This window comes from Luoshenia tenuis (assembly GCF_014384745.1).
Taxonomy (GTDB): domain Bacteria; phylum Bacillota; class Clostridia; order Christensenellales.
In genome coordinates this window covers 243,871-267,440 of record NZ_JACRSO010000001.1, presented here as the reverse complement: position 1 = coordinate 267,440, position 23,570 = coordinate 243,871, and the positions used below count along the sequence as shown (strand labels likewise).

Sequence of the window (23,570 nt, the reverse complement as noted above, 5' to 3'; positions counted from 1 at the left end):
TAACCGATAGCGCGGCCTGTGGGAAGGGATTTTTGCAGAAAAAAGCGGTATTTTGCGCTGAAAACGCCTTTTTATGTGCAAAAAAGCCGCCCGCATAAAGATGACGGGCGGCCTGCGGTTGGAAAAAGCCAGTTTACTGCGGCGTCAAGCGCTCCAATTCATCGAGCCAGAGGGCGGCGCAGGCATCGCTGGGCATGCGCCAATCGCCCCGGGGCGAGAGGGTGACCGAACCCACCTTTGGGCCATCCGGCAGGCAGCTGCGCTTAAATTGCTGGGCAAAAAAGCGCCGGTAAAAGGTGCGCAGCCAGTGGAGTATGGTCTTGCCATCGTATGCGCCGGCAAAGGCATAGCGCGCCAGGCGGTAGACCTTGGCGGGCGGAAAGGCCCAGCGGATGGCATAGTATAAAAAGAAATCGTGCAGGGCATAAGGGCCTACCAGCTCCTCGGTCTTTTGGACGATCTGCCCCTGCGCTGCGGGCAGCAGCTCCGGGCTTACCGGGGTATCCAGAACATCCTGCAATACGCTGCGCAGCGCCTCTCCGGCCTGGGAGGCCGCATAGGCTACCAGGTGGCGCACCAGCGTTTTGGGGATGGAGGTGTTGACCGCATACATGGACATATGATCTCCGTTATAGGTGGCCCAGCCCAGCGCCAGCTCGGACAGATCGCCCGTGCCGATCACCAATCCCTGGCGTTGGTTGGCGATATCCATCAGTATCTGCGTGCGCTCCCTGGCCTGGGCGTTTTCGTATGTTACATCCCGCAGGTCAGGGTCCTGGCCGATATCGGCAAAGTGCCCGGTTACGGCGGAGGCGATATTGACCTCCAGCAGGGTGATTTCCAGGCGCTGGCAAAGGGCCTGAGCGTTTCGGTAGGTGCGGCCGGTGGTGCCAAACCCCGGCATGGTCACGGCGATGATCTCGCCGCGCGGGCGCCCAAGCTGGTCAAAGGCGCGGCAGGTTACCAGCAGCGCCAGTGTGGAATCCAGCCCGCCGGAGATGCCGATCACCGCGGTGTGCGCGGCCGTGTGGCGCAGGCGTTTTTGCAGCCCGGCAGCCTGCATGGCCAAAATGCTTTCACACCGGGCGTCCCGGCTGGGGCCATCCTGCGGGACGAAGGGAAAGGATGAAACCTCGCGGGTCAGCTGGGTCTGAGAAAGGCGCATATCAAAGGGGAGGACGGTGTAGCCCGCCGGCTCAGAACCGAAGCTGGTCAGCCGGCGGCGCTCGCCTTCCAGGCGCTGTACGTCGATCTCGGTCAGCAACAGACGGGGGGCGAAGGGTTGGGCCTGCGCCAGCAGCGTACCGTTTTCGGCGATCAGGCAATGGCCGGAAAATACCATATCCGTAGTGGATTCGCCCTCCCCGGCATCCGCATACAGATAGGCGCACACCAGCTGGGCCGAGTGGGCGCACAGCAGCTGCCTGCGGTAGGCAGCCTTGCCGATGGTTTCATCGCTGGCCGAGGGGTTGCAGATCACCGTGGCACCGGCCAGGGCCAGCGGGCCCGATGGCGGGATGGGGACCCATAGATCCTCACAGATCTCCACGCCCAGCGTAAATTCCGGCAGCTGGTTGCACCTGAATAGCAACTTGCTGCCAAAGGGCACCTCGTGCCCTTCCCATTGGAAAGTGCGGTTCTCTTCCGGCGCGGGGGAGAAGTGGCGCTGCTCGTAAAACTCGCCGTAATTGGGCAGATGGCTCTTGGGCACCAGCCCCAACAGCTGGCCCTGATACAGCACCGCCGCGCAGTTGTAAAGCTGCCCCTGGCTGCGGATGGGCAGGCCTATAACGGTTATCATTTCCAGCTGTGCCGTCTGGCGCAGTATCTGGGCAAGCGCTAAAAGCGCGCCGTCCAGCAGCGCGCGCTGCAAAAACAGGTCGCCGCAGGTATACCCGGTCAGGCACAGCTCTGGCAACACCAGCAGCTTTGCGCCCTTACTGGATGCCTCCTGCATGGCGGAAACGATCTGCCCTGCGTTATAGGCGCAATCCGCCACGCGGATCTCCGGCGAGGCGGTAGCGACTTTGATAAAACCATCCTTCATAACCTACATCTCCCCATTTACGCCCATCAGGGCGGTATACTTACCCCCCTATTTTAACGGATTATGTAGTTTTGATGCAAATCGACGGATTCGTCCCGCCCTTTGTTGACAGGAAGGGGGTGAGTCCTTACAATTAATAAAACAGGCTTTGCGCCTGCAATGGGAGGAATTTATGCGCAAGAAGCGGACTATAGTAGGATTATTGCTGGCCCTGCTTTTGCTGGTAGCGGCCTGCGCGCCGGCGGGCGACGGCGCGGACCTGGGTGCGCTGGATGCCCTGGATTTGACTGGCGAGCGGGTCGACGCAAGCATTTTTAAAGAGCATAAGCTGACCATGGTCAACATTTGGGCGACCTATTGCAGCCCTTGCATCAGCGAGATGCCAACGCTGGGCGAATTGAACGATGCCTATGCCGGGCAAGGGTTTCAGGTGATCGGCATCGTGACGGACGTGCTGAATAGGGACGGCTCGCTCTCCATGGGCCAGCTGCAGCAAGCCCGCCAGATCATCAGCGCTACCGGGGCGGATTACCGGCATTTGCTGCCCTCCGAATCGCTGGATGCGGCCAAGCTGAACGCGGTTTCCGCAGTGCCGGAGACGTTTTTTGTGAATCAGGCGGGCCGGCAGGTGGGGCCGAGCTATCTGGGCGCGCGGGACAAGGCGGCCTGGCAGGCCATTATCGAGGAGATGCTGGCCGGGGATATAGAATAAAACGGATAGACAAAGAGGATAGGATGCGGGTATGATCGATTTTCTGGTGCGCAAATTTGTGCGGGATTATGATAAAGTGCAGGATGTGCGGGTGCGCCAGCGCTATGGCAACCTGGCCAGCTGCATTGGGGTGCTGTGCAACCTGCTGCTGTTTGGCGGCAAGTTTGTGGTGGGCACGCTCTTTCAAAGCGTGGCTATTACGGCGGACGCGGTCAACAACCTCTCGGATGCGGGCAGCTCGCTGATCTCGCTGGTCAGCTTTCGCCTATCCAGCCGCCCGGCGGACAGCGGCCATCCCTTTGGGCATGCGCGCATCGAATATATCGCCTCTATGGTGGTGGGGATACTGGTGCTGACGCTGGGGGTGGAGCTGATCCGCTCGTCCATCGATCATATCGCCCATCCTCCGGCCATCGAGTTCAGCTGGGTCAGCGTGGGGGTCCTGGCGGCCAGCATCCTGGTCAAGCTGTGGATGTTCTCCTACAACCGTACGCTGGGCAAAAGGATCGATTCGATGGTGATGCAGGCCACGGCTACCGACAGCCTCTCGGACGTGCTGGCCACCGGCGCGGTGCTGCTCTCTACGATCATCAGCCCGGCGATCGGCTTCCAGCTGGATGGTTACATGGGGGCGCTGGTGGCGCTGTTCATCATCGTATCGGGGATTCGCATCCTTAAAGATACCCTCAACCAGTTGTTGGGACAGATGCCGGATCAGGAACTGACCAATATGATTGCAACTAAGGTGCTTAGCTATGACGGGGTGTTGGGCATCCACGACCTGATGGTGCACAATTACGGCCCGGGGCGGTGCTTCGCCTCGGCGCACGTGGAGGTCTCCTCCAGCGTGGATATCCTGAAAAGCCATGACGTGATCGACAATATTGAAAGGGACTTTGATACCGACTGCGGCATCCATCTGGTGATCCATTTGGACCCGATCGTGACCGATGACGAGCGGGTCAACGCGCTGCGCATTAAAATGGAGCAGATCATCCGGAGCATCGACCCGCTGCTGTCCATGCACGATTTCCGCGTAGTGCTGGGGGAGACCCACAGCAACCTGATTTTTGACGTATCCGTGCCCTTTGCGTGCAAAAAGGCAGATGATGAGATCACCCAGGCGATCTATAGCGCGGTAAGTCAAATGGAGGGGAAGTGCTACGCGGTAGTCACCATTGACCATGCGTATATCTCCGAGACCAAGGGCAAGACCAAGATGAACTAAACCTGGCTACAGGAGGGAAGAACGGTTGAAACGGCTGAGCAAGGCATCCCAAAAGCGGTGGGCCGCGCTGACTGTGGTGCTTTTTGCCGTCGCGATTTCTATTTGCATCTATATTGCCCGGCTCCAGCAGTATGCGGATTGGCAAATGGCAAACGGCGTGGTTTTGCAGGTGGAACGCTATACCACTGGGGGCAAAAGTCCAGGCAGCAAGCGGCACCACCGCATCGATTACGCTTATACCGTTTCGGGGGTGGGATATACCGCCAGCGACAGTTATGCCGGCTATGACAGCGACTTTGCGGCGGGAGACCAGGTGGAGATATGGTACGATCCCGGCAAGCCTTCTCTGGCCTCTTTCCATAAACCCCATCCCGGGTTGGATCCCTATGTACCCTATTTTTTTGCAGCTCCGCTGGTCCTGGGCCTGCTGGGCCGGGGACGTAAAACAGCGCAAAGAAAAAGGCGAACGCGGAGAAAGGGTAGCAGCGCGTAAAATAAACGGCGCCGTCTGAGCAGACGGCGCCGTTTTTGCACTTAGCGGGCGCTTATTTATGGGGAAGCAGGACCTTCTCCTGCAATTTTGCGACCTTATCCGGCCCGGCTTCGGGCAGATGCCCAAAGGGGAAGGGCAGCCCCAGCGCATCGTATTTGGTCTGGCACAGCTTCCGGAAGGGAAGCAGCTCCACCTTGCGCACATTGGGGTGCCCGGCAAGGAGCGCGTTGAGCCTTGCGATATTCCCCTCGTCGTCGTTTAGGGTAGGAACGATCACCTGGCGTATCCAGCAGGGGATATTTCGCTCGGTCAGCTCGTCTAAAAAGCGCAGCGGGGCCGCAAGCGAACAGCCGGCATAGCGCTGATAGTCCGCCTCGATGGTGAACTTGATGTCCAGCAAAACCAGATCGGTTTCATCCAAAAGCCCGCGCACCGGCTCATCCAAACGGCAGCCGCTGGTATCCAGCGCCGTGTGGATGCCGCCCTCCCGGCACAGGGCAAAAAAGGCCTGGGCAAAGGGGGCTTGCAGCAATGGTTCGCCGCCCGAAAGGGTGACCCCGCCCGCCCGGCCAAAATAGCTGCGGTAGCGGCTGGCCAGCGCAAACAGGGCTTGGGGCGTATAGGCCTGCCCGCCGGTAAGGGGCTGTGCATCCGGGTTATGACAGTACCCGCAGCGCAGCGGGCAGCCCTGCACAAAGGCCACGAACCGCACGCCCGGCCCGTCCACCGCGCCCAGGGTCTGGATGGAATGGATCAGCCCTTCCATGCTTTACAGCGCCGCATGGAAGGTGCGGCTGATGACCTCGCGCTGCTGATCCCGGCTGAGTTTGTGGAAGTTGACCGCATAGCCGGAAACGCGGATGGTCAGGTTGGGATAGGCCTCCGGGTTCTCATAGGCGTCGATCAGCTTTTGCCGGTCCAACACGTTGACGTTGATGTGATGCGCCCGGTTGGTAAAGTAGCCGTCCAGAATGGCGACCAGGTTGGCCGATTGCGCTTCCCGGCCGGCCCCCAGGGCGCTGGGTACGATGGAGAAGGTGTTGGAGATGCCGTCACGGCAGCAATCGTAGGGCAGCTTGGCCACCGAGTTGAGGGAGGCCAGCGCCCCCATCTTCTCCCGGTTGTGCATGGGGTTGGCGCCGGGGGCAAAGGGCTCGCCCTTCTTGCGGCCATCCGGGGTGGCGCCGGTCTTTTTGCCGTACACCACGTTGGAGGTAATGGTCAATACCGACAGGGTGTGCAGCGCGCCGCGGTAGGCGGGGGTCTTTTTCAGCTCTGCGCTCACCTTGGCCAGGGTCTCTACCGCCATCTGATCCACCCGGTCGTCATCGTTGCCGTATTGGGGGAATTCGCCGGTGGTCTCAAAATCGCAGATATACCCCTGGGCATCCCGAATGGGGCGCACCTTTGCGTAGCGGATAGCGCTTAATGAATCCGCCAGCACGCTTAAGCCCGCCACGCCAAAGGCCATAAAGCGCTCCACATCCGTATCGTGCAGGGCCATCTGGGTCTTTTCGTAGGCGTACTTATCGTGCATGTAGTGGATCACGTTCATGGTATTGACATACAGCTTGCACAGCCAGCTCAAATACTGCTCGAACCGGTCCATGACCGCGCCATACTCCAACTGGTCGCCCTCATAGGGGGGCATCTGCGGCCCAAGCTCCAGCCCGCTTACCGGGTCGTGCCCGCCGTTTAAGGCCAGCAGCAAGATCTTGGGCAGGTTGCACCGGGCACCGAAAAACTGCATTTGCTTGCCCACCTTCATGGCGGAAACGCAGCAGGCGATGGCGTAGTCATCCCCATACAGGGGGCGCATCACCTCGTCGTTCTCGTACTGGATCGAATCGGTATCGATGGAGATCTTGGCGCAGAAATCCTTGAATCCTTCCGGCAGGGATGGGGACCAGAGCACCGTCAAGTTAGGCTCGGGCGCCGGCCCCAGGGTATACAGGGTATTGAGCATGCGGAAGGAATTTTTGGTGACCAGCGTGCGCCCGTCTTCGCCCATGCCGCCCACCGACTCGGTGATCCACATGGGATCCCCGCCGAACAGCTCGTTATACTCCGGCGTGCGCAGATGGCGGGCCATGCGCAGTTTCATGACGAAATCATCCATCAGCTCCTGCGCGCCCTGCTCGCTCAGGCGGCCGGCGGCCATATCCCGCTCTAAGTAGATATCGATAAAGGTGGCGGTGCGCCCCAGGCTCATGGCGGCGCCGTTCTGCTCTTTAATAGCGCCCAGATAGCCAAAGTACAGCCATTGGATGGCCTCTTTGGCATTGGCAGCGGGCAGGCTGATGTCGATGCCGTACATGGCGGCCATCTCCTTTAACTTGCCCAGAAAGTTGATCTGCTGGTACAGCTCTTCGCTTAACCGGATGTTATCCACATCCATCAGGTTCTCGCCGATGCGGGCCTTGTCCTTTTGCTTTTCGGCGATCAGCGCGTCGATGCCGTAAAGGGCTACCCGGCGGTAATCCCCGATGATGCGGCCGCGGCCGTAGGCGTCCGGCAGGCCGGTGATGACGCCGCTCTTGCGGGCCTTGCGCATCTCCGAAGTATAGACGCGGTATACCCCGTCGTTATGGGTGGTACGGTAGGTAAACTCGTCTTCGATCTTATCAGACAGGCGATAGCCATAGGCCTGGCAGGCCGCCCGCGCCATGCGGATGCCCCCAAAAGGATTGATGCCGCGCTTTAAGGGCCGGTTGGTCTGCAGGCCTACGATCAGCTCGTTCTCTTTATCCAGGTAACCGGGCTCATAGCTGGTCAGCGAGGAGACGGTGGTGGTATCGATATCCAACACGCCGCCAAACTCCCGCTCTACCGTCAGCAGATTTTGCAGCCGTTTCATCAGGGCCTGCGTGCGCTCCGTCGGCCCGGCGAGAAAGGATGCGTCCCCTGCATAAGGGGTGTAATTGGCCTGGATAAAATCGCGTACGTCGATACGCTGCTTCCACTGCTCGCCCCTAAATCCCTGCCACTGGTTAAACTCCATCAGTATAGCCTCCTTTGGATGTTTGCCCCAAACCCTTTGGCGCCCAATAAAAAAGGGCAGCCCTTGGATATCAGGGTTGCCCAGACGGTCGGCCTTTTACAAGCTTTATGCTTCACTGTGGTAACCCACAATCATCCGTCAGTCACATAAAGCGGCTTTGATTAATCTCAGTATACGAGAGAAACAGCACCGCTGTCAAGCCTGATAAAACATTTTTGCTATTGATATTCTATATCTTTAAAAGATAAAAAGGAGATATATCCGATACCTAGCTTCCGTGCGGAGCCGGATAGGGCTGCGGCAAAGGGAGGGGGCGGCATGGTATCCGCCTGCAATAGCGGCCGGGACGGGAAGGCATAGGGGATATACCGGGCGCAGTAACACCTTGGCGGGGAATGAATATACTGAGGATAGGTTCGGTATAGCCGCACCGCGAAGGTGGCGGCGCAACCTAATCTGATCCTAGAAGTGAGGGTAAAAAGAAATGTTTGACAGAAACGGCTTTTATGTCAACGGCAATGGACGGACGGGCCGCGTAGATTGGTGCAGCCGCCCGGGGCTCTCTTGCAGCAGCTGCTCGCCTGGCTGCCGGCCGCCGTGTCCGCCGCCTTGCCCGTCGCCCTGTCCGCCCCCCTGCCCGCCGGGCTGTGTAGGGCCTACCGGCCCGACGGGGCCCATGGGTCCTGGGCTGGATGATGTGTATCCCTTTGATCCAAATGCTACCTATGACGCGGGCGATTTTGTTTTCTACAACGGCGCGATCTATCGCGTCAACCGGGATAACCCCTCCGGCACACCGGGTACGTCGCCGGACTTTACCCTGGTAACGGTTACCGGCCCTACGGGGTCTACCGGCCCTATTGGCCCGACGGGTCCCACCGGCCCCAGAGGTTTAACGGGCGATACCGGTGCTACTGGCCCCACGGGTGCGACTGGCGCCACCGGTCCCCTCGGCCCCGCCGGCTTAAACGGCGCTACCGGCCCAGCGGGCGCAACGGGTGCTACCGGCCCGACCGGCCCTGCTGGCGTAGGCGCTACAGGCCCCACCGGCCCTGCGGGGGCAACGGGCGCAACGGGCGCTACCGGTCCCGCTGGCCCTGCGGGCGGCCCGACGGGGCCCACCGGTCCTACCGGAGCTGCGGGCGCCGCTGGCGCACAAGGCCCCACGGGTCCCACCGGAGCTGCGGGCGCCACTGGTGCTGAAGGCCCCACGGGTCCCACCGGAGCTGCTGGCGCTGCCGGCGCGCAAGGCCCCACGGGTCCCACTGGAGCTACGGGAGCCACCGGTGCTGAAGGTCCGACAGGTCCTACTGGAGCTGCGGGCGCTGCTGGTGCGCAAGGCCCCACGGGTCCCACCGGAGCTGCGGGTGCCGCTGGTGCCGAAGGTCCTACAGGTCCTACAGGGCCCACTGGCCCCACTGGAGCTGCGGGCGCCGCTGGTGCTGAAGGTCCTACGGGTCCTACCGGTCCTACCGGAGCTGCGGGTGCCGCTGGTGCCGAAGGTCCGACAGGTCCTACTGGAGCTGCGGGTGCCGCTGGTGCCGAAGGCCCCACCGGTCCTACCGGAGCTGCGGGCGCCGCTGGTGCTGAAGGTCCTACGGGTCCTACAGGGCCCACTGGCCCCACTGGGACGATCACCCCGGCCGCCGCGGTGACGGATGCGACCAGCACGACGGATGTGGTTACGCAGTTTAACACGCTGCTGGCCAATATGCGCGCGGCTGGTTTGCTGAGTACCTGATGTAAAAGCGGTAAGAAGTTATCTTTGAAGGCAGGGCGGCGCTTATGTGCCGCCCTGTTTTTGTATAGCGCATGTTAGAATATCGCCACCCGGATGGCGAATAGAGTGGATGCGTAGGGAGGGCTTTTATGAAGATTATCGTCTATGCGATTTGTAAGAACGAAGAGAAATTTGTACAAGGCTGGGTGGATACCATGGCCGAGGCAGATGGGATCGTCGTGCTGGATACCGGTTCGACCGATGGGACGGTGGAAAAATTGCGGGCGCTGGGCGTCCGGGTGACCCAGGAAGTGATCGTTCCCTGGCGGTTTGATGTGGCGCGCAACCGCTCGCTGGAACTGGTGGATGAGGATGCGGATATCTGCATCTGTACTGACCTGGATGAGCGCTTTCAGCCGGGATGGCGAAAAGCGCTGGAGCGCGCGTGGATCCCTGGCACACAGCAAGCGCGCTACCGCTATACCTGGAACTTTAACCCCGATGGCAGCGAGGGCGTGGTGTTTTGGATCGAAAAGGCGCATGCGCGCAAAGGCTTCCGCTGGACCCATCCCGTACATGAGGTGCTGGAGTACTTTGGCCAGGCGCCCATGCGTCAGGTCAAGGCCGTAGGCATGCAGCTGGACCATCACGCAGACCCCGGCAAATCCCGCGGGCAATATCTGCCGTTGCTGGAGCTTTCTGTGGCCGAGTGCCCCCAGGATGACCGCAACATGCATTACCTGGGGCGGGAATATATGTTTCACGGCCAGTGGGACAAATGTATCGAAACCCTTATGCGCCATTTGGCTATGCCGACGGCCCGCTGGGCGGATGAGCGCAGCGCATCCATGCGCTTTATAGCGCGCAGCTTGCAGGCAAAAGGGCAAACAGACCAGGCGCGGGACTGGTACCTGCGCGCAATTGCCGAGGCGCCTCACCTGCGCGAACCCTATGTGGAGCTGGCCCAGCTGCTCTATACCCAAAAGCAGTGGGAAGGGGTGGTGTATATGGCCGAATGTGCGCTGGCCATCGCAGTACGGCCGGATACGTATATCTGCGAAGCTGCGGCCTGGGGCAGCCTGCCTTATGACCTGGCTTCTTTAGGCTATTATTATACCGGACAGTATGAAAAGGCGCTGGAGCGGGTGCGGCTGGCGGTAGAGGCCGCGCCGCAGGATGAACGGCTGCAGGGAAATCTGCGCCTGATCGAGAAAAAAATATCCGGTTAGAAAGAGCGGACAAAAGCGCCGACGGAAAAACTCCGGCGGCGCTTTTGCATATCGTTCCCGCGTTTACATCTGGCCTTTTATCGGGTGACATCTGTAACGACTTTACTAGGGGTAGTGGCATGATACCGGCCAGATATGGTTTAATGGAAGCGTAATCGCCCGAGGGGTATCCTGGGCGTATAGGAGGCGTTGTGGTATGAAAAATCGTTCTGGCGGCATTCTTTGGGGCGTGGTGCTAATCGCGCTAGGTGTGATCTTTATCGGCAATATCAGCGGATTATGGGATTTCAGCCTCTTTTTTGCGGGCTGGTGGACGCTGTTTATTTTGGTACCCTGCCTGATCGGGCTGATCCAGCATGGGCCTAATGCGGGCAACTGCGGGGGCCTTTTGGTCGGCGCGTTGCTGCTGGCCGCCGCGCAGGGGTGGCTCAGCTGGCAGATGATGGGTAAATTGATCCTGCCGCTGCTTTTGATCGTAGCGGGGCTGGCGCTGATCTTCCAAAATATGTTCAACCGCCAGGCGCGCACGGTGCGCAGCCGCCACCAGGGCGAGATTCGGGAATACTGCGCCATCTTCAGCGGACAAAAAGAACTATACGCCCAGGAGGAATTTAAGGGAGCGGATCTTACGGCTGTTTTCGGCGGTATTGAGCTGGACCTGCGCGCGGCCATCATCCGGGAGGATGTGACCATCCAGGCGACCTCTATCTTTGGCGGGTGCGATGTATGGGTGCCTGCCGGCGTCAAGGTCAAGCTGAGCAATACCCCCATCTTTGGCGGGGCTGAAAACAAGACCAATACCGTTCCGGCGCCGGATGCGCCCACGATCTACATTAACGGCTTTACGCTGTTTGGAGGCCTGGAGGTAAAATGAGCCCGACACAGAGAACCATCAAATATATAGCCATGGGGCTGGGGCTTTTGCTGGCGCTGGGCATCATCTCGGGGATACTGAGCGCCGTAGTTGGCGTGGCCGGATTTTTCAGCGACGTGCAAGGGAGTGAACAGCAGATGACGACACAGATCGTTAGGGATTTTGAGGATATTACGTCTTTGGATGTTTCCCACGCGGCGGGTAAATTGGAGATCAAAAGCGGAGAGACTTTCCGCGTGGAGGCTTTTAACGTGGATGAGGGACGCTTTACCTGCCAGCGGCGGGACGACGGGACGCTGTATATCCAGGATGAGAGCATCTATCACGCATTTAATATTTTCAACTGGAACTTTGGCGGCAATGCTACGCCCAGCATCGTCATTACCCTGCCGGCCGGTACCCGGCTGGCCCGCGCCTCCATCCATTTGGGCGCGGGAGAGACGCAGGTCGAGCAGCTGATTTGCGATGAACTGAAGCTGGAGTGCGGGGCCGGCTCTTTCCGTGCGGATCGCATGGCCGCCGATAAGGTGGATTTTTCCGGCGGCGTGGGCGAGATACGCATCGAAAATATGGACTTTAAGGATATGACGGCCAAGACCGGGGTGGGAGAAGTGCGCTTAAGCGGCAGGCTGACCGGCGATAGCCGGGTGGAATGCGGCGTGGGCGAGCTGCGGCTGAACCTTGCGGACGCGCGCAGCGCCTATGCCATCTCCGCCAAAAGCGGCTTGGGCGATATCCGTATCGACGGGGAGAAGATCTCCGGAGAGCTGGGCGATAGCGCCGGGGCGCCAAATCGCTTGCGCTTGCAGGGCGGCGTTGGCGCCATCCGCGTGCAGTTTGGCCAGGCGGCGGATTGGCAGGCAAACTGATAAGAACAGGAGATGAGGAGGCAGAACATGCAACTGGAGGTCAGAGGCATCGATAAGCGCTTTGGCGAGCATCAGGTGCTGAAAAACGTATCCTTTAGCGCCCAAAGCGGGCAGGCGCTGGGGCTTTTAGGGCGCAATGGCGCGGGAAAAACCACGACCATCCGCATCATCATGCAGGTGTTTGGCGCGGATGCCGGAGAGATACTGGTGGATGGCGTCCCCATCCGCCAGGCGCGGGTGCGCATCGGTTACCTGCCGGAGGAACGGGGGCTCTACCCCAAAAAGCAGATTTTAGAGCAGATGGTCTACCTGGGCGTGTTGCGCGGCATGCGGGCAAAGCAGGCCAGGGCAGCGGCGCTGGCCTGGCTCAAGCGTTTGGAAATGGACGCCTTTGCCACAAAAGCGCTGGACACCCTCTCCAAAGGCAACCAGCAAAAGGTGCAGCTGGCCGCCACGCTGATGCACGATCCGGAGATCGTCATTCTGGACGAACCCTTTTCAGGGCTTGATCCGGTCAACGCCCAGCTGCTCAAAGACGTGGTGGGCGAGCTGCTGGCGGCGGGCAAAGTGGTGCTCTTCTCCAGCCATCAAATGAGCTATGTGGAGGAGTTTTGCGAAAATATCGCCATCCTAAACGGCGGCCACATCGTACTGGGCGGCAACCTGCGCCAGATCAAGCGGGGATACGACCGCAGCACGGTGCTGATCCAGTCGCCGGAGCTTGCGCGGCTGGAAGACTATTTGAAACAAAACGCGCAAGGGTTGGTGCTGGAGAGCCGCACGATGGGCGAGGCGCTGGCCTGCAGATTGCCCGGCGCACAGGATAAGGCGCGCCTTTTGGCGCTGCTGGCCCAAAGCGGCCTGGAGGTGGATGGCTTTGCGGTTTATGAGCCTACGCTGAACGACATCTTCGTGCAGTATACCGAGGAGGGGCTATGAGCAATTTTTGGAATATCATGAAGTTTGAGCTGCGCACCTATCTGACCCGCAAATCTTTTGTGATCTTGACGGTATGCCTGGTGCTGGTGATGGGGGCGGTGCTCTTTTACCCGCGCATCAGCGCCGGCTTTGCCGCGCAGGGGGATGAGGCGGCGCCCCCGCCGGAGGAGCGTACCACCCTGGCCCTGCAGGACGCCGCGAACCTGGGGCAGCGCGAGACGCTAATATCGCTGTTTGGCGCGGGCTTTGCGGACCAAAATATCGCCTACCTCGACCCGGAGCTTTCGCTGGAGGAGATCAAGGCGCAGGTCGCCAGCGGCGAATATGCCGGGGCCATCGTGCTGCTTTCGCCTACGGAGTACCTCTATGTCGTGGACGACCTGGGCATGTATGACGCGACCACCAACATAGCGGATGAACTGATGACCCAGTTTTACCGGCAAAGCGCGCTGACGCAGCTGGGCCTTACGCCCGAGCAGGCGCAATCGGTCTTAAATGTGCAGATCACAAACGAGACCATCCAGACCGGCAAGAACCAGATGTCCAGCTTCTTTTACACTTATATCCTGATCTTTGCGCTGTACTTTGCCATTTTGATGTATGGGCAGTTTGTGGCCACCAGCGTGGCCACCGAAAAGAGCTCCCGGGCGATGGAAGTGCTGATCACCGCCGCCCGGCCGACACAGCTGATGTTTGGCAAAGTCATCGGCTCTGGACTTGCGGGCCTTTTGCAAATGACGCTGATCCTGGGCAGCGGGTTTGTGTTTTATCAGCTCAATCAAAGCTTTTGGGCGGACAACATGATCGTAACCTCGATCTTTGGCATGCCGCTGAGCATTTTGCTCTACACCATCCTGTTCTTTGTACTGGGCTTTTTCATTTACGCTTTCATGTACGGGGCGCTGGGCTCCCTGGCTACCCGCACGGAGGATATCAACACCCTGACGCTGCCGGTCACCTTCCTTTTCATCATCGCCTTTTTTGTGACCATGTTCTCCATGGGCACCGGGGCGGTGGATAACCCCCTGATGGTGGCCTGCTCGTATATCCCGTTTACCTCACCTATGGCTATGTTTACCCGCATTGCCATGGGCAGCGTGCCGCCCGGGGAGATCATCGCTTCCATCGCGATCCTGCTGGTCAGCACGGTAGCCATCGGCTATCTGGCCGCTGGCATCTACCGCATGGGCGTGCTGCTGTACGGCAACCCGCCCAAGCCGCGCGAGATATTGCGGCTGCTGCGCCAGAATATGAAAAAGGCTTAGCTGGTATTTGAGAAACAACGACTTAGCGTAAATAGACTTTCAGGCAGCAGGATGGCGATGCTTTCCGGCTGCCTTTTTGTTATAATAAGAGTATTGATGAATGAGAGGGAGCATGAAATGGACGAGCGCTTTGCACAGATAAAAAGGGAATGCCTAAAGTCGGCATCCAAAGACCCGGTGGCGCTGCTGATTGAATTGATGAAAAAGGACTATATCGCCATCCATGGGCCGGAGCATCACGTGCTCGATGGGGCCTGCTTGCTTACCGCGCTGCATAATGCGGGCATGGATTTTGACCTTGAAGCGGCCTTGGATGAAATGATCGAAAGGGGCAGTAAAATGCCGGGGGCGACCTGCGGACAATGGGGCGTTTGTGGTTCGGCCGCCTCGATGGGGGCGGCGCTATCCATCATCCATGGCACAGGGCCGCTTTCAGGTGGACAATACTATAAAGACAATCTGCGCCTCGCCTCGCAGGCCTTGGACAAGATAGCGGACATTGGAGGTCCCAGGTGCTGCAAGCGGAATGCGTACCTATCGATCCTCACCGCCATAGATTTTGTATCCCGCCAATATGGTATAACGCTCCCCAAAGGGGATATTGCGTGTACGTTTTCAAAACAAAACCGCCAGTGCATCGGCGCGAGCTGTCCCTTTTTTAAGGGATAAACGCGGGGGGAAGCGGCGGCGTTCTTCGCCAAAGCGCTTTAACGGCCCGCGGTTTTGTGATATACTTGTTGAAAATAAGTGAAAGGGTTGGGGTCTGGCTTATGCTGACGCAGGAGAAAAAGGCGTTTATCGAGTTTATGATGGGGGCGGATGTGCTGCGCTTTGGCAGTTTTGTGACCAAGAGCGGCCGCAATACCCCTTACTTTGTCAATACGGGCAATTATAAAACGGGGCTGCAAAGCTCAAAGCTGGGCGAGTTTTACGCCGCCGCCATTCATGATGCTATCGGCGGGGAGTTTGATGCGATGTTTGGCCCCGCGTACAAAGGCATTCCCCTGGCGACTGCCGCCGCCGGCGCGCTGGCACGCAATTACGGCATCGATAAGCCCTTCTTCTTTAACCGCAAAGAGGTCAAAGACCACGGCGAGGGCGGCGCCATTGTAGGCTATAAGCCGGTGGATGGGGACCGGGTGATCATCATCGAGGATGTGATCACGGCCGGCACCGCCATCCGTGAGACTATGCCCATCCTGACCGGGTGCGCGGATGTGCAGGTAAGGGATATGTTCATCTCGGTCAACCGTTGCGAGGTGGGGGCTACCCCGGGCAAAACGGCGGTGATGGAGGTAGGCGAGGCGTTTGGCATCAGGGTACACGCGCTGGTCACGGTGCAGGATATCTATGAATATCTTAAGCAGCAGGGCGGCTATGACGAGGTGCTGCCGGCCATGGCACGGTATATGGAGCAGTACTGCATCTTTGAATAAATGCAGTTGATAGGAAAAAGATCCCGGGGCAAAGCGCCCCGGGATCTTTTTATCTTGGGAGTTAGGATCGTCTCTCTGTTTAAACGCCTGCCCGAACGATGCCCGAGCGCTGAGCCACCTTATAGACCATAACGGAGACCAGGAACAGCAAAATGCTTTCGATCGGCCACAGGCAGGCATTTTTGATGATCCGGTCGATGATCAAAATGGATACGGCCTTGCCCTGGGTAAAGGAGAGCCAGAGGGTATTCAGACCGATATTGACCACCACGTTGATCAGCCCCTTAGCCGCAAAAGAGCGCCAAAGCTTGATGGGCCGCTTGTAGAGCACGGTGCCATAGATCAGCCCACCCACGATGGCGCTGATGGTAAAGCCGGGGAAGTACCCGCCGCTGCGGGAATTGATCAGCAAAAAGGACAGGATGTCGGTGGCAAAGCCGGTGCCCATAGCCATGGCCGGCCCGAAGAGCATGCCCACCATCGCCGAGGTCAAAAAGCCGAAACCCAACCGCAGGGTTGGGGTAAGCTGGAGCGAAAAAAAGTCCAGCACGATATTGAGCGCGATAAACATGGCGCACAACGTCAGGGCCTTGATGGATTTGTAGTGGGCGGCGGATTCACGAAAACGGCGGAGAAAATCTCGCATAAAAAAACACCTCCTAAAAATATGTTGCCACATAACTTAGGAAGGCTCCTTCGATATGCAGCAGCGGGATGCGACGCTTGCACCGCAAGCCCGGGTGGGCTTTTCGTTCGGCCGGCAACTCCCCGTCCGGCTGACACTTTACGCGCAAACATCTACTCTGCCTCGTTCACGCTCTATTATAGCGAAATGAGGCGCAAATGCAACCATTTTATCAAAATGACCGGCTGGATTTGACGCAAGGGCAAAACCGTGTAACAATAGATAAAGAAAGAACGTGCGCCTAAACCCAGCGGGGGCGGCGCATCCTATACAGAGAGATTGGGCCGTTGGGGGACGGTATGAAAGCGCAGGCAAAGGTACACACTAGGCGTATGGCTTGGAAATGCCTGCCACAAAGGAGGTTAAAGCACGCAATGGAGCAGAAACTTTTCTTTAACGGGGATATCATCACCATGCGGGAAGAGCAGCCCTACGCCCAGGCGTTGCTGGTCAAGGGCGGCGCAATCGCCTTTATCGGCTCGCTGGAGCGGGCGCGGGAGCTGGCCGGAGCCGAGGCGGAAATGATCGATCTGGAGGGCAAAACCCTGATGCCCGCCTTTATGGACGCCCACAGCCACATCACCAATGTGGCCAGCAACCTGCGGGTGGCGGATCTCAGCGGCTGCAAAGACGAGGATGAGATCATCCTGCGCCTGAGGGAATTTGCCAAGGCCCACGGCGTCCCGGCAGGGGATTGGCTGATCGGCTACGGATACGACCATAACGAGCTTGCAAGCGGCATGCACCCGACCTGTAAAGCGCTGGACGCGATAGAGGATCACCCGGTGCTGGTCACCCATACCTCAGGGCACATGGGCGCGGTGAACCGCCTGGGGCTGCAAAAGCTGGGCATAACGCGGGAGACGCCCGACCCGACGGGCGGGGTGATCGGCCGGGATAGCGGCGGGGACCCCAACGGTTATCTGGAGGAAACGGCCTTTACCAAAGTCAGCGCGCTGATTCCGGCACCCACGCTGGAAGAGATGATGCAGGCTATGGACGAGGCGCAGGAGATATACCTGAAAAACGGGATCACTACCGCGCAGGACGGCATGGTGGTGCCGGGCAACTTTGCACTGCTCAAGGCCATGGCCGACGCAGGCCGGTTAAAGATCGACGTGGTAGCCTATATCGACCTGGCGGAAAACAGCAGGCTGCTGCGCGCCAACCACCCCTATACCCAAAATTACCTCAACCACTTAAAGATCGGCGGGTACAAGATATTTTTGGACGGTTCCCCCCAGGGACGCACGGCCTGGATGAGCGAACCCTATGAGAATGCGCCGGACGGTTATAGGGGCTACCCCATTTATACCGATGCCCAGGTAAAGGCGTTTTGCGAGGTGGCGCTGCACGAAAAGCAGCAGCTATTGGCCCACTGCAATGGGGACGCGGCCGCCCAGCAGTATATCGACGCGTTCAAGGCGGCCTTAGGGGAGATGGGCGTGAAAAACGAGATCCGCCCCGTCATGATCCACGCGCAGACCCTGCGGCCCGACCAGCTGGATGAGATGAAACAGATCGGCATGATCCCCTCCTACTTTGTGGCCCATACCTATTACTGGGGGGATGTGCACATCAAAAACCTGGGGCGCGCGCGGGCCATGCGCATTAGCCCTGTGGGCACCACGGTCCAAAAACAGGTGCGCTATACCTTCCATCAGGATGCGCCGGTGGTGCCGCCCAAAATGCTGCACACGGTCTGGTGCGCGGTCAACCGCCTGACCAAGAGCGGCCAGGTATTGGGGGAGGATGAGCGCATCAGCCCCTATAAGGCCATCCAGGGCGTTACCGAGCATGTGGCCTGGCAGTATGCCCAGGAGGATAAAAAGGGCAGCCTGCAAAGCGGCAAGCTGGCGGATCTGGTGATTTTGGACCGCAACCCGCTCAAGGTGGAACCGATGGAGATCAAGGATATCGAGGTGCTGGAGACGCTCAAAGAGGGCAGGACGCTTTACCGCAAAGGATAGAGGCCTTGAAAAGCGGCTTAGAAGCTGATATAATATTAAGGTTGCAAAAGGATTTGTTTGAAAAGGCAAGGACTTTACCGTCCTTGCCTTTTTGTAGGAAAGAGAGGATCAATGCAAACGGAAATTCAACCAATGGAACACAATGATACGCCGGTGCAGGCGGGCTTTGGGGCCGTCAGCCTTTCGCCGGAGCTTTCGCGCGCGGTGGAGGCGATGGGCTATGAGAGCATGACGGATATCCAGGCCGCGGCCATCCCCGCGGTGCTGGCGGGCAAAGACATAATCGGCCGCTCGGCTACCGGCACGGGCAAGACGGCGGCCTTTGGCATCCCGGCGGTGGAGATGCTCAGCGCCCAGCCGGGCAGCGCGGCGGTGCTGGTGCTTTGCCCCACACGGGAGCTGGCCATGCAGATTAGCGGCGAGGTGGCCAAGTTTGCCCGGTTTAAGCGGGATGTACACCTGGCCACTCTATACGGCGGGCAAGCCATGCCTATCCAGCTTGAGCAGCTGCGCCGAGCCAATTTTGTGGTGGGTACCCCCGGGCGGGTGATGGACCATATGCGCCGGGGCACCCTGAAGCTGGATGCGATAAAAATGGTGATTTTGGACGAGGCGGACGAGATGCTCAATATGGGCTTTTTGGACGATATCCGCACCATTCTGGCGGACGCGCCGCAGCAGCGGCAGACGCTGCTGTTTTCGGCCACTATGCCGCCGGCTATTTTACAGATCACCCGCGAGTTCCAGCACGACCCGGTAATGGTGGCGGTGGATGGCGGCAAAAAGACGCTGGACGCCATCGAACAATATTATTACCTGGTGCCGCCGGGCCAAAAGCCCGACGCGCTCAACCTTCTGCTGCAGGCCCACCGGCCCGAGCGGGCGCTGGTGTTTTGCAACACCCGCCGGATGGTGGACGAGTTGGTGGAATACCTGGTCAAAAGCGGCTTTAAAGCCACCGGCCTGCATGGGGAGATGAGCCAGATGGCCCGCACCCGGGTGATGCAGGATTTCCGGCTGGGGCTGACCAAGATTTTGGTGGCCACCGATGTGGCGGCCCGCGGTATCGACGTAGAGGACGTAGAAGGGGTATATAATTACGATATCCCGCAGGACGATGAATACTATATCCACCGCATCGGCCGTACCGGCCGGGCGGGTAAGCGGGGGGCGGCCCACATTTTGGCCTGTAACCGGGGGCAGGTGCGCCGCATCCGCGAAATACGCAATTATATCCGCGCGGACATTAAGGAAAAGGCCCTGCCCAGCCGGGAAGAGATCTTGAGCCTGCGCCACGGCCAGCGGATGGATAAGGTACGCGAGGCGCTTCATGAGCCGCCCCAACCCCAAACTATGGAGGCGGTGGAGGCCCTAATACAGGAGGGATACGACGCGCGCCAGATTGCAGCGACGCTGTTGAGCATGATGGGCGAAAAGGAGCGGCGTATGAAGCTGCCCAAGGTGCGCGCTGTTACGGCGGCCGAAAAGCCCGCCCGCAAGCCTGTGCGCAGCCGGGTAGCCGTACGGCTGAACCTGGGTAAGCGTCAGGACATGGCACCTAACTTTATCGTCAGCGCGCTGTGCGATGGGGCGGATATTGCCGCCCGGGATATTGGACGGATCGATGTGCGGGGCGATTACAGCCTGATCGAGCTGACGCCGGAGGATGCGCGCAAGGTGCTGCGCACCATGCAAAAGGCGCGCATCCGCAATAACCGCGCGAGCTTTACGCTCCAAGCCCCGGGCAAGGAAGCGCCCGCGTACCCGCCGGAGCGCCGGCGCAAGCGCACAAGGCCGCTGCATTAACGCAAGTTTAAAGCCCTCCGATTTAGCGGAGGGCTTTTTCGTGTCAGAGAAAGTATGAAATGGGCAAATCTATCATGAACATGATAAGAATTGCGCGCCTGGGGAAGACTTGTAAAAATCGTATGGAAACAGCAGTTTGTTGCATATTTCGGGACCACATGGTAAAATGTCCAAAGTATTGCTGTAATTTGGCGCAGGCTTATTCTAGGTTAAAGGGGAATCAGCAAGAAAATGTCCAATCCGATGATTTCTGTTATCATACCAGTTTATAATGTGGAAAACTGTCTGGCGTACTGTCTGGACAGCATTTTGGCACAAACGTTTGGCGATTTCGAGGTGATCTGCATTAATGATGGATCGACGGATAATAGCCTGAATATTCTTCGCGAATATGAAAAAAAGGATAAACGCGTCCACGTTATTTCGAAGGAAAATGGTGGAATGAGCAGTGCGCGCAATAGAGGGTTGCAAGCGGCGCAGGGGAAGTACATCAGCTTTATCGATAGCGATGATTTCATCACCCCGGATATGTTTGAACGCCTGTACCAGCGTGCGGAGCAGGCACAGGCTGATATTACGATTTGCAATTTAAAATTATATTTTGAAGATACGGGCAAATATGGCTATTATCGAGATGAGGTCCTATACTATCATCTGAAAAATAAAGTTTTTACAGTAGAACAGGCACCTAAGATCGTGGCCTGCATCGCCGTTTGGGACAGGCTGTATTTGCATAGTTTTCTTAGAGAATGTGGCGTGCGATTCATCGAGGGGAAGATTTACGAGGATGTGCCGTTTTCTGTCGAAACGGCGCTCAAAGCGCAGAGAATGGCGCTCGTGCCGGACCACCTTTATTATTATCGTAAAGCGCGCGATCAATCCATTACCGGCCAGGAATCCAGGCGTGGCGTAAAACATCGCAGTGATTTTATTGAGATTCACCGATATACCCAGCAAATGATGCGCGCCGGCGATTACAGCGACGCGGTCTGGAGCGCGCATCTGGATCATTTTATAGGCCAGGTAATGATGCATAACGCATATTGTGAAACGCGAAAAGAGTACAAAGATTTTTTTGTGGCTGCACGCTCGTTGTTTGATGAACGGATGTATACGCTCTGCAAACAGCTTAAAGATGTAAGCAAGCAGGATTATGCAAAGCGACTTGAAGCGGGCGACCCTACGGGGGCACGGAACATTCTAAGACAGGTATTCCCCGATTCGATACGGCATTAAAATGGAGGATGCAAATGAACGTAAAAATTTTTGTATCGCACAGGATTGATCTGAATAGCGTTGCCGTAGAAAATGATGTGTTTTTCCCCGTGCGTTGTGGCGCGGTGTTTGATAAGCGGCCTGCAACCGATATGGCAGGCGACGATACGGGCGATAATATCTCTAATAAGCGCGAGAGTTATTGTGAACTGACTGTGCAGTATTGGGCCTGGAAAAATATGCAAGCAGATTATTATGGCCTATGCCACTATCGGCGCTATCTCTCTTTTTTGCCGGAAGATAAAAAGCGGTTGAACGAGTGGAGTAATTATATCGTCCCTCGTTTGGATGAGGATGCCATCCACCAGCATCAGCTGGACGATGAGAAGGGTATAAAAGGCTTTGTCGCTAACTACGATGTGGTGACGATGTGCCCGGTTGAATTAGAGAAGGTCCATCGCGCCTCGGCTTACGAACAATATGAAAAGGATGGCGTGCGCCTGCATATCCGCGACCTGGATATTATGCTCGATATCATCCGGGAAAGGCACCCGGACTATGCCGAGGCAGCAGAAAAATATATCTTTGGTAAAAAGCAGTATATCGGCAACATATTTATTATGAGAAAGGAGCTGTTTTTCTCATATAGCCAATGGTTATTTGATATTCTGGCTGAGTTTGATAAACGCGTGGATATGTCGGATTACTCTGTGGAGGCCTATAGGACGCCCGGGCATTTAGGGGAACGGCTTTTCGGTATTTATTATACTTGGTTGCAAATGCAGGGCGGCTACCGGTTAGCAGAACTGCCATTGCTTTGTTTTTCTGATACCGCCCCATATACAACAGTGCAGCCTGCTTTTGGCAAAAATTGCGTTCCAATTGTGATGTCGTCTAGCCAGGAATACGCAAAATTTTGCGCTATAACGCTGCAATCGTTAAAAGATTGTGCTGAACCGCAGAATAACTATGACATCTTTATCCTTCAGCGTAATATACGAGCGGACACGCAGCGGCGCATACAGAAGATTTTTGAAGGGCTGCCTAATTTTTCCGTTCGCTTTATTAATGTTAAAAGCTACATAGAGCGGTATAATCTTTACGAGTCGCCCACGATCAGTATAGAAACCTACTTCCGGCTGATCATTCCGGAATTACTTGGTTGTTTTGATAAGCTGCTCTATCTGGATGGCGACCTGATTATTAAACGGGATGTAGCGCAGCTCTATCATACCGATATAGGGGACAATTGGCTGGGCGCCGTTTTAGATATCTGCGAGGCCGGCGTGACCAATGGCTATGATTTAAAATCTGCGCAATACGTGAAGGATCGCATGCAATTGCGCACGATATGGAAGCAGTTTAATGCGGGCGTGTTGGTGCTGAACAACCGTGCGTTTTGTGAAAATTTTACCACCCGGTATTTATTGGAATTTGCCGAAGCGGGTAATTTCCGTTTTCAGGATCAGGATGCGCTCAACATCCTGTGTGAAGAGCACATTTTCTGGCTGGATCCGCGGTGGAACTTTTTTGCCGATCCGGTGGACAGTTACCGCGGTTGGGTAGAGCAGTACGCTCCCCGACTAGCGTATCAGGCTTTCCGCGAGGCGGCAAAGGACCCTTGGATTATTCACTACGCGGGTAACGAAAAGCCGTGGATTTATCCGGCGTTCGAGTGGGCGGATGAATTTTGGAGCGTGGCGGCCAAAACCGCCTTTTATCCGGACGTGCTGGCCAGCGAGCGGACAGTGGCCGCGCCGCAGCCTGCGGCGCAGGCTCAGGGCCCGCGTGTGGTCTACTCGCCCATTTCCGAAAAATCCCGCCTGCGTAGTCTGGCCGACATGCTGCTTCCGCTGGGGAGCAAGCGGCGCGAAAGGCTCAAGGCGCTGGTTCCCGGGCTGACCAACCGGATTGTAGAATCATAAACGCTAATACCCACACAAAGCTCCGCGCGAAGCGCGGAGCTTTTGCGCACCCTTAGCCGGGTGGTGGGGACGGTTGCCGGGCGGCGGGCTTTACGGTATAATAAGACCGGGTTTGACAAAGACTGCCCATAAAGGGTTTTATTGGTTAGGATGATA

The 23,570-nt window shown here is 57.6% G+C and carries 18 protein-coding genes, 1 pseudogene and 2 riboswitches; of the genes and pseudogenes, 15 read left to right on the top strand and 4 right to left on the bottom strand.

The annotated features are described in order from the left end of the window. Nucleotides 1–133 precede the first annotated feature (133 nt). Complete coding sequence (locus H8699_RS01270) at nt 134–2,047, bottom strand: NAD(+) synthase (protein ID WP_249284126.1); 1,914 nt, start codon at nt 2,045–2,047, stop codon at nt 134–136. 172 nt (nt 2,048–2,219) lie between these two features. Here H8699_RS01270 and H8699_RS01265 point away from each other — a divergent pair, with 172 nt between their 5' ends. From H8699_RS01265 to H8699_RS01255, 3 genes are read left to right on the top strand one after another with little or no spacing between them, the layout of a single operon-like run. Beyond that, nucleotides 2,220–2,759, top strand: a complete 540-nt coding sequence (locus tag H8699_RS01265) for a TlpA family protein disulfide reductase (RefSeq protein WP_249284125.1) — start codon at nt 2,220–2,222, stop codon at nt 2,757–2,759. 31 nt (nt 2,760–2,790) lie between these two features. Beyond that, nucleotides 2,791–3,987 (top strand): cation diffusion facilitator family transporter, encoded by a 1,197-nt coding sequence (locus tag H8699_RS01260; RefSeq protein WP_249284124.1) that lies wholly within the window; start codon nt 2,791–2,793, stop codon nt 3,985–3,987. A 25-nt stretch (nt 3,988–4,012) separates the two neighbouring features. Continuing rightward, on the top strand, nt 4,013–4,480 hold the full coding sequence (locus tag H8699_RS01255) for a DUF3592 domain-containing protein (protein ID WP_249284123.1): 468 nt from the start codon (nt 4,013–4,015) through the stop codon (nt 4,478–4,480). 52 nt (nt 4,481–4,532) lie between these two features. Here the strand turns inward: H8699_RS01255 and pflA are convergent, their stop codons facing one another. Beyond that, nucleotides 4,533–5,246, bottom strand: a complete 714-nt coding sequence (pflA, locus tag H8699_RS01250; protein WP_249284122.1) for a pyruvate formate-lyase-activating protein — start codon at nt 5,244–5,246, stop codon at nt 4,533–4,535. A gap of 3 nt (nt 5,247–5,249) precedes the next feature. Continuing rightward, the gene (gene pflB / locus H8699_RS01245; RefSeq protein ID WP_249284121.1) at nt 5,250–7,481 is read right to left on the bottom strand and encodes a formate C-acetyltransferase; all 2,232 of its coding nucleotides are present in this window, start codon (nt 7,479–7,481) and stop codon (nt 5,250–5,252) included. A gap of 71 nt (nt 7,482–7,552) precedes the next feature. Further along, nucleotides 7,553–7,637: riboswitch (ZMP/ZTP riboswitch) on the bottom strand. A 520-nt stretch (nt 7,638–8,157) separates the two neighbouring features. Between pflB and H8699_RS12560 the strand changes: the two are divergent. From H8699_RS12560 to pyrE, 8 genes and pseudogenes are all read left to right on the top strand, one after another. Then, nucleotides 8,158–9,156 (top strand): annotated as a pseudogene (locus tag H8699_RS12560) (NTTRR-F1 domain); the annotation flags it as partial. Between the two features lie 194 nt (nt 9,157–9,350). After that, entirely contained in the window at nt 9,351–10,430 is a 1,080-nt protein-coding gene (locus H8699_RS01235; RefSeq protein WP_249284120.1) for a tetratricopeptide repeat-containing glycosyltransferase, read from the top strand. A gap of 196 nt (nt 10,431–10,626) precedes the next feature. Further along, nucleotides 10,627–11,304 (top strand): LiaF transmembrane domain-containing protein, encoded by a 678-nt coding sequence (locus tag H8699_RS01230; RefSeq protein ID WP_249284119.1) that lies wholly within the window; start codon nt 10,627–10,629, stop codon nt 11,302–11,304. Further along, entirely contained in the window at nt 11,301–12,173 is an 873-nt protein-coding gene (locus tag H8699_RS01225; protein ID WP_249284118.1) for a DUF4097 family beta strand repeat-containing protein, read from the top strand. The genes H8699_RS01230 and H8699_RS01225 overlap by 4 nt, the downstream gene beginning before the upstream one ends. Before the next feature lie 27 nt (nt 12,174–12,200). Further along, complete coding sequence (locus H8699_RS01220; RefSeq protein ID WP_249284117.1) at nt 12,201–13,112, top strand: ABC transporter ATP-binding protein; 912 nt, start codon at nt 12,201–12,203, stop codon at nt 13,110–13,112. Beyond that, a complete protein-coding gene (locus tag H8699_RS01215; protein WP_249284116.1) occupies nt 13,109–14,377 on the top strand; it encodes an ABC transporter permease in 1,269 nt (422 codons plus the stop codon). Before H8699_RS01220 ends, H8699_RS01215 begins: the two co-directional genes overlap by 4 nt. A gap of 96 nt (nt 14,378–14,473) precedes the next feature. Next, nucleotides 14,474–15,046: a DUF5714 domain-containing protein gene (locus H8699_RS01210; protein WP_249284115.1), complete on the top strand. Its 573-nt coding sequence runs from the start codon at nt 14,474–14,476 to the stop codon at nt 15,044–15,046. A 101-nt stretch (nt 15,047–15,147) separates the two neighbouring features. Next, a complete protein-coding gene (pyrE, locus tag H8699_RS01205; protein ID WP_249284114.1) occupies nt 15,148–15,813 on the top strand; it encodes an orotate phosphoribosyltransferase in 666 nt (221 codons plus the stop codon). Between the two features lie 79 nt (nt 15,814–15,892). Here the strand turns inward: pyrE and H8699_RS01200 are convergent, their stop codons facing one another. Further along, nucleotides 15,893–16,459 (bottom strand): folate family ECF transporter S component, encoded by a 567-nt coding sequence (locus H8699_RS01200; protein ID WP_249284113.1) that lies wholly within the window; start codon nt 16,457–16,459, stop codon nt 15,893–15,895. 59 nt (nt 16,460–16,518) lie between these two features. Continuing rightward, a riboswitch (THF riboswitch) is annotated at nt 16,519–16,621 on the bottom strand. A 251-nt stretch (nt 16,622–16,872) separates the two neighbouring features. Between H8699_RS01200 and H8699_RS01195 the strand changes: the two genes are divergently transcribed. The 4 genes from H8699_RS01195 (at nt 16,873) to H8699_RS01180 (ending at nt 23,414) form a co-directional block, all read left to right on the top strand. Further along, nucleotides 16,873–18,468 (top strand): amidohydrolase, encoded by a 1,596-nt coding sequence (locus tag H8699_RS01195; RefSeq protein ID WP_249284112.1) that lies wholly within the window; start codon nt 16,873–16,875, stop codon nt 18,466–18,468. A gap of 132 nt (nt 18,469–18,600) precedes the next feature. Continuing rightward, nucleotides 18,601–20,274 (top strand): DEAD/DEAH box helicase, encoded by a 1,674-nt coding sequence (locus H8699_RS01190; protein ID WP_249284111.1) that lies wholly within the window; start codon nt 18,601–18,603, stop codon nt 20,272–20,274. Between the two features lie 231 nt (nt 20,275–20,505). Next, nucleotides 20,506–21,510 carry a glycosyltransferase gene (locus H8699_RS01185; protein WP_249284110.1) on the top strand — a complete coding sequence of 335 codons (1,005 nt, stop codon included), beginning with the start codon at nt 20,506–20,508 and terminating at the stop codon, nt 21,508–21,510. Between the two features lie 14 nt (nt 21,511–21,524). After that, nucleotides 21,525–23,414 (top strand): DUF4422 domain-containing protein, encoded by a 1,890-nt coding sequence (locus H8699_RS01180; protein WP_249284109.1) that lies wholly within the window; start codon nt 21,525–21,527, stop codon nt 23,412–23,414. The last annotated feature ends 156 nt before the right edge of the window (nt 23,415–23,570 follow it).